This window comes from Methanocrinis sp., from assembly GCF_049974945.1.
In the GTDB taxonomy this organism is placed as follows: Archaea; Halobacteriota; Methanosarcinia; order Methanotrichales; family Methanotrichaceae; genus Methanocrinis.
This window is the reverse complement of the sequence record NZ_JBNGCU010000057.1, coordinates 5,510-11,789: the sequence shown is the minus strand read 5'-3', so window position 1 is coordinate 11,789 and position 6,280 is coordinate 5,510. Positions and strand designations below refer to the sequence as shown.

Annotated in this window: 4 protein-coding genes; 3 read left to right on the top strand and 1 reads right to left on the bottom strand. The window is 63.0% G+C overall.

Annotated features, from left to right (window positions below; genetic code table 11):
• Positions 1-338 precede the first annotated feature (338 nt).
• Positions 339-914 (top strand): flavodoxin family protein, encoded by a 576-nt coding sequence (locus tag ACP5EL_RS06895; RefSeq protein ID WP_428401780.1) that lies wholly within the window; start codon positions 339-341, stop codon positions 912-914.
• On the opposite strand, the gene ACP5EL_RS06890 is transcribed toward ACP5EL_RS06895, so the two are convergent.
• Entirely contained in the window at positions 911-3,622 is a 2,712-nt protein-coding gene (locus ACP5EL_RS06890; protein WP_428401779.1) for a DNA-directed DNA polymerase, read from the bottom strand. The two genes, ACP5EL_RS06895 and ACP5EL_RS06890, sit on opposite strands and share 4 nt — an antisense overlap.
• A 235-nt stretch (positions 3,623-3,857) precedes the next feature.
• On the opposite strand from ACP5EL_RS06890, the gene iorA reads away from it, so the two are divergent.
• Both iorA and ACP5EL_RS06880 read left to right on the top strand, forming a co-directional pair.
• Positions 3,858-5,606 carry an indolepyruvate ferredoxin oxidoreductase subunit alpha gene (iorA, locus tag ACP5EL_RS06885; RefSeq protein ID WP_428401778.1) on the top strand — a complete coding sequence of 583 codons (1,749 nt, stop codon included), beginning with the start codon at positions 3,858-3,860 and terminating at the stop codon, positions 5,604-5,606.
• Complete coding sequence (locus ACP5EL_RS06880) at positions 5,606-6,190, top strand: indolepyruvate oxidoreductase subunit beta (RefSeq protein WP_428401777.1); 585 nt, start codon at positions 5,606-5,608, stop codon at positions 6,188-6,190. Before iorA ends, ACP5EL_RS06880 begins: the two co-directional genes overlap by 1 nt.
• The last annotated feature ends 90 nt before the right edge of the window (positions 6,191-6,280 follow it).

The window sequence follows — 6,280 nt, the reverse complement described above, 5'->3', positions numbered from 1 at the left end:
GCGGATTGGGCGCGCCGGGACCCCGACTTCGAGTTCATCCGGGACGACCCCCGCTTCTCGGCCCTGCTGGACGAGTTCTCCGAGTCCGAGGAGGGGAAGGAGGGGCCGGGATGACCTAATCCTCCGGCCGAGCCTTCTCCCTTCGCCTCCGGGGACACCGGCCTCTCCCCGCTCAACTTCTCTTCGCCCGACTTCAAGGGCCAATATACCCGGTTACGAAGTTGATGAAGTCGGCCGGTGAAGGAGAATAGGGGAAACGGAAAAGGAAAAAGGAAAAACCCCGAAATATTAAAGCTTGACCAAATCCGTGAGGAGAGTAGAATCATGAGGAGATGGATATGAGAGTCGTGGCCTTCAACGGGAGCGCCCGAAAGGATGGGAATACTGCCATCCTCGCGAGAAGGGTGGCTGAAGAGCTGGAGAGGGAGGGGATCGAGACCGAGATGGTGCAGCTCGCGGGCGAGAGGATCCGGGGGTGCACCGCCTGCAGGGGCTGCATCGAGAAGAAAGACCTGCGGTGCACCGTCGACGACGACATAGTCAACGACTGCATAGAGAAGATGATCGAGGCCGACGGGATCATTCTGGCCTCGCCCACCTACTTCGCCGACGTCTCGGCGGAGATGAAGGCCCTCATCGACCGGGCCGGATTCGTCGCCCGGGCCAACGATGATCTCTTCAGGCGGAAGGGGGGGGCGGCGGTGGTCGCCGTCCGCAGGGCGGGGGCGATCCACGCCTTCGACTCGATCAACCACTTCTTCCTCATCAGCCAGATGATCGTCCCCGGATCGAGCTACTGGAACCTGGGGATGGGGTGGGCGAAGGGGGACGTTTTGGAGGACAAGGAGGGGCTGGAGACGATGAGAGTCCTGGGCTCGAACATGGCCTGGCTCCTCAAGAAGATCAACGGCTAGAAGTCGAAGAGGGACTTTTGATCCGAGCCCTCCCCGGGGGCACCGGCCGGCGGCGGGGAGGGGGACCTCCCCTTCGCGCTCCCGGCCCGGATCGGCTCCAGGTCGAAGAGCCTCTGCTGCTCGGGGCAGCAGACGAGCTGCTCTCTTGAGACGCCGAAGGGGGAGAGGAGGCGGAGGAGCGGCGGCAGGATCTGCTTATTGATGTAGTAGTCGGTATCGATCAAAAGGTCGCTTTTGAGGACGTAGGAGGGGTCCTCGGCCCGGTCGACGAAGAGCCCCCTGCCCCGGACGATGACGAAGGGGACCCGGTCGCCCACCGAGGGGACGGGGCCGCCCCTCGCCCTCATCTTCTCGGCCAGCTGGACGTGAGGCTGCTTGTTCTTGTAGGAGGAGGCGCTCTTGGTGTACCTCCTGGTGAGGATCAGGTCGTCGAGGATCTCGGGGTCCTCCTGCAGGTCGAGCTTCTGGAGGCGGTCGATCGCAGACTTTGCCAGCACCACCGCCTCGTCGACCTTCCCCTCCTGCAGGACCAGCTCCAGACACCGGTTCAGGGTCTTGCTGGTCAGCTCGCACCAGTCCCTTCTCACCGTCTCCATACCGCGAACCTTTATCTTATCGCGCCACTCCTCGCCGACCTTCTCGAAGACCCAGAGGGCATACCTCTTCTTGACCAAAAAAAGGCCCCGACGGGCGAAGGCCTCGAAGACCAGCTCCATCGGCGGCGGGAGGCGCGAGGTGACCGTTCTTGCGATCTTTCCACCCACCAGCTCCGCCTCCTGCAGGCTCGGCTTGGCTCCCCGCTCGCCGTGGGGCTTGAGCCTTATGAAGACGCTGTCGGTGTCGCCGTAGACGACCGCGAGGTCGAACCTCTTGACCTTTTCGGCTCCGGCAGCGGGAAACGAGTCGCCTGCAACCTCTACCATCTCATCCGGGAGTAGGGCCTCGCCATCCTTGACGTATATCGAGCCGATCTCCTCCACCATCCCCTTCGTGTTCAGGATGTTGGATCTGCCGAAGCTGGTGACGGCGTTGGCCAGGGGCAGGCTGTAGAGCCTAGCCCGGGCGTAGCCCGAATAGCCGTAAAATGAGTTGAGGAGGATCTTGAGGGCGTACTGCTGGGCGTCCAGGAGGGTCCTCTCCTCGTCGCTTGCGGTCTTCATCCGGCGCTTGATATCGGTCCTCTGGGCGAGGAGGTCGTGAAGGACCCCGGGGACGATCCCCGGCGAGATTGAGGGCTCGACGAACTCGCCGCCCGAGGGGGACCTGACCGTCCCATCTGAGGGGGGCCGCTCGTCGGTGACGACCGTCGTATAGCAGAGGTTGTGGGCCATCATTATCGAGGGGTATAGGGACCGGTAGTCGAGGATCACCACGTCCTCCACCAGCCCCTTCTGCGGATCGAGGACCGCGCCCCCCTTCAGCTCGAAGCTCTGGGCCGCCCTGGTCGAAGAGAGGTCGGCGTCGGGTTTTGGGGGTATGACCCGTCTCCTCTCCCGGAACTTCCGGAAGAGGAAGTTCTCGACCATCCCGGTCTGGCCGCCGTCGATGACGTCCTGGAGGAGGGCGCCGCTGGTCTGGGCGAGGGCGATGTACTTGTCGAGGAGCTTCAGGTCGAGTAGGAGGTGGAGCGCTAAGTACGAGTCGCGGCGGGAGTAGCTTACCAGCCTTGCGAACTCATCGCCCTCGCTCGCCCAGAGCGCCTCCATCTCCTTCGGCTCGACGTCGTGCTTCTCGACCCCCAGAAGCTCCAGGCTCGCGTTTCTGAGGGTGTAGCGCTTGAGGCTGAACGACGACCTCACCAGGGGGAGGAGGTCAACCACGATCCTCCCCGTGATCTCGACCCTGGTCTGGTTCACGATCTTCCTCACCCGCCAGGGGCTTTTGTCCCGTCCCACCCTGACCTCGAGGTTCAGCCTCTTCGTCCTCTCCTCGAGGTAGGGAAAGTCGAACTCGTTCGAGTTGTAGCCCGCGATGACGTCGGGATCGTAGTCTCTGACGATCTCGACGAATCGAGCCAGCATCTCCCTCTCGCCCCGGCAGCAGAGGACGTCCCCCCTCGGGCAGTCGACCTCCCTTCCCACCAGGACCAGGTCCTCATGCCCCCTGTAAGGCGGATAAAATCCGAGGCTGACCATGATCACCGGCGAGTTCTCCGGGTTTGGCATCGCCCCGTGGAGGGGGAGGCACTCGATATCGAAGGCCAGATGGCGGAGGGGGGCGTTCGCCCTCGATCTCTCCTCCTCTCCTCCGGCTGGCTTGAGGGTGGTGAAGGAGACGGGGCCATCGACCGCGTCCTCGCTGACCTCCGCCCACCTCATCCCGCCCAGGTCCCGGTCGATGAGAAACCGGTTCTTGAAGAGAATGTCGGTCTCGTAGACCTCCAAGACGCCCGGAACGTTGAGGACCGTCTCCCTGAAGGTCCTCACCGACTTCGGATCTTGAGCGATGACCTTCAGCATCTTTTGGGGTCTCTCCTGGTAGCCGACGGGCCGAAACCTCTCCACCACCTCGGCCTTCAGACCCATGCCCCCGATCCCCTCGATCGCCCCTTCCATCCTCCTCTCGTCCACCCGGGCGTAGAAGTAGGGCCTAAATCCCGAGACCCTGATCGTCGTCGGCTTCCCCTCGGGGTTGGTTCCGAAGAGCTGGACCACAGGAAGTCCATCGCCGTCGCGGACGTAGTTTGCGTCCAGGATCTGGAAGATCATCGTCGGAGATAGGCCCCGGGGTCGTCTTATAGTTTGTTGTAGCGAGGGCTTCAGAAATTCGATAACCAGAAAGGTTATAACTCAAAAGCCCGATCGGCGATGCGTGCTCACTGATGTACGAGGTTGTACAACTGAGAGAAAAAGTTCGATTCAATGGCGCGCTGGGGACATCAATTATTGGAGATCTCAACTTCACGCCGGAAGGTCGACGTTCTTTTGACCAGGGAGGATGGCTTTGAGAGAGCTATTATCAGGCAACGAGGCGATCGCTCGCGGGGCGTATGAAGCGGGGGTGACGGTGGCTACGGGCTACCCGGGCACCCCGTCTACGGAAATTCTAGAGAACGTCGCCCGGTACAGATCAGATATTTATTCCGAATGGTCCCCCAACGAGAAGGTGGCCTTCGAGGTGGCGGCGGGCGCCTCCTGTGCCGGTGCCCGCTCGATGGTGACGATGAAGCACGTCGGCCTCAACGTGGCGGCAGACCCCCTGATGACCCTCAGCTACATCGGCGTCGAGGGCGGGTTTGTAGCCTGCGTCGCCGACGACCCCGGGATGCACTCGTCCCAGAACGAGCAGGACACCCGCCATTACGCCCGGTTTGCCAAAATCCCCGTCTTCGAGCCGGCCGACAGCCAGGAGGCGAAGGACTTCTTCAAGCTGGCGATGGAGGTCTCGGAGAGGTATCAGACCCCGGTGATCCTCAGGTCGACGACCAGGGTGAGCCATTCGAGGAGCCTGGTGGATCTGGGTGACCGAAAAGAGATTGATAGAGAGATCGGGCTCGAGAAGAACCCGCCCCGCTTTGTCCCCATACCGGTCTGGGGGAGGGTGATGAAAGAGAAGGTGGCAGGACGGCTCGGCCTCCTGGCCCGGGAGGCAGAAAATTCGGTGGCGAACAGGACCGAGCTTCAGGATCGATCCCTGGGGATAGTCACCTCCTCCATCGCCTACCAGTACGTCCGGGAGGTCTGGCCACAGGCCTCGGTCCTGAAGCTCGGCCTCTCCTACCCCTCCCCCGACGGCCTCATCCGGGAGTTCGCCGAGGGCGTCGACCGGCTCCTGGTGGTCGAGGAGCTGGACGACTTTCTCGAAGAACACATAAGGTCCCTCGGGATCGACTGCCAGGGCCGAGAGTTCGTCCCCGGGGTGGGGGAGCTATCCGTATCCCGCCTCCTCGCATCAAGGGCCCGGATGGAGGGGCAGGAGCCGAAGACGCCGGATCAGAGGTTTGCGGAAGGCCTTCCCGCAAGGCCGCCGGTCCTCTGCCCCGGCTGCCCCCACCGGGGGGTCTTTTACGCCCTGGGAAAGCACGACGTCGTCGTCTCCGGGGACATAGGCTGCTACAGCCTGGCAGCCTTCAAGCCCCTGGACCGGATGGACATCATCCTCTGCATGGGAGCTGGGGTCTCCATGGCCCACGGCTTCGACAAGGCCGGCGATAGGAGGAAGGTGGTGGGAGTCGTCGGCGACTCGACCTTCTTCCACTCGGGGATCACGGGGCTGATCGATATAGTCTACAACCGGGGGACATCGACGATCATCGTCTTGGACAACAGGACCACGGCCATGACCGGCCATCAGGACCATCCGGGGACGGGTTTGACCCTGGGAGGGGATTATACAAAGGCGATCTCGATTGAGGACGTCGGAAGAGCCTGCGGGGTCGAGCGGGTATTGACGGTCAACCCTTACCACCTCGAGGCGACGGAGAGGGCGATCTCCGAGGAGCTGGCGGCCGAGGAGCCGTCCCTGATCGTCTCCCTCGCCCCGTGTCCACTGCGGGAGAGGAGCCGGGTCGGCCCCGCGAGGACAATAGACCCTGAGCTGTGCAAAGGGTGCAAAAGGTGTCTATCCCTCGGGTGCCCCGCCATCCAGTTCGACGGCGATCTGCCCGAGGTCAACATCCATCTCTGTGGCGGGTGCGGCCTCTGCCAGGAGGTCTGCCCTCACGGCGCCATATCATCTCAGGAGGGAAAGTGATGGTGGGGAGCGACGCCAAGGGCGTAGTCCTGGTGGGGGTCGGTGGTCAGGGGATCCTTCTGGCGAGCGAGATCGCTGCCCGGGCCGCCATCCTGGCGGGATATCAGGTCAAGACGAACGAGGTCCACGGGATGGCCCAGCGGGGCGGATCGGTGATCGCCCACGTCCGCTACGGGACCGAGGTGTTCAGCCCCACCGTCCCCGAGGGGACGGCCGACGTCCTCGGCGCCCTGGAGCAGATAGAGGCCCTCCGATACGCCCACTATGCCGCCCCCGGCGGCCTGGCCGTGGTCAGCGCTCAGGCCGTCGTCCCCGTGACCGTATCCTCCGGGGCCGCAGTCTACCCGGAGGATGTTGCCGACCGATTGAGGAGGGCATTTCCGCGGCTCGTCTACTTCGACGCCGCAGAGAGGGCGGTGGAGCTTGGAGATGTCAGGGCCGCAAACATCGTCCTTCTGGGAGCCCTCTCTCGGGGGCTCGACCTCCCCGCCGAGGCCTGGGAGGGGGCGATCAGATCCTCGGTGAAGGAGAAGCACAGAGATCTGAACCTGAGGGCTTTTGAGATCGGGAGGAATACAAAATGAGGGGAGAAGGGCAGATGAGAGGGAAGGGGAATTTTCATAACGAGAGGATGGAGACGGCATCGCAAGAAAAGATCAGAGAGCTTCAGACCC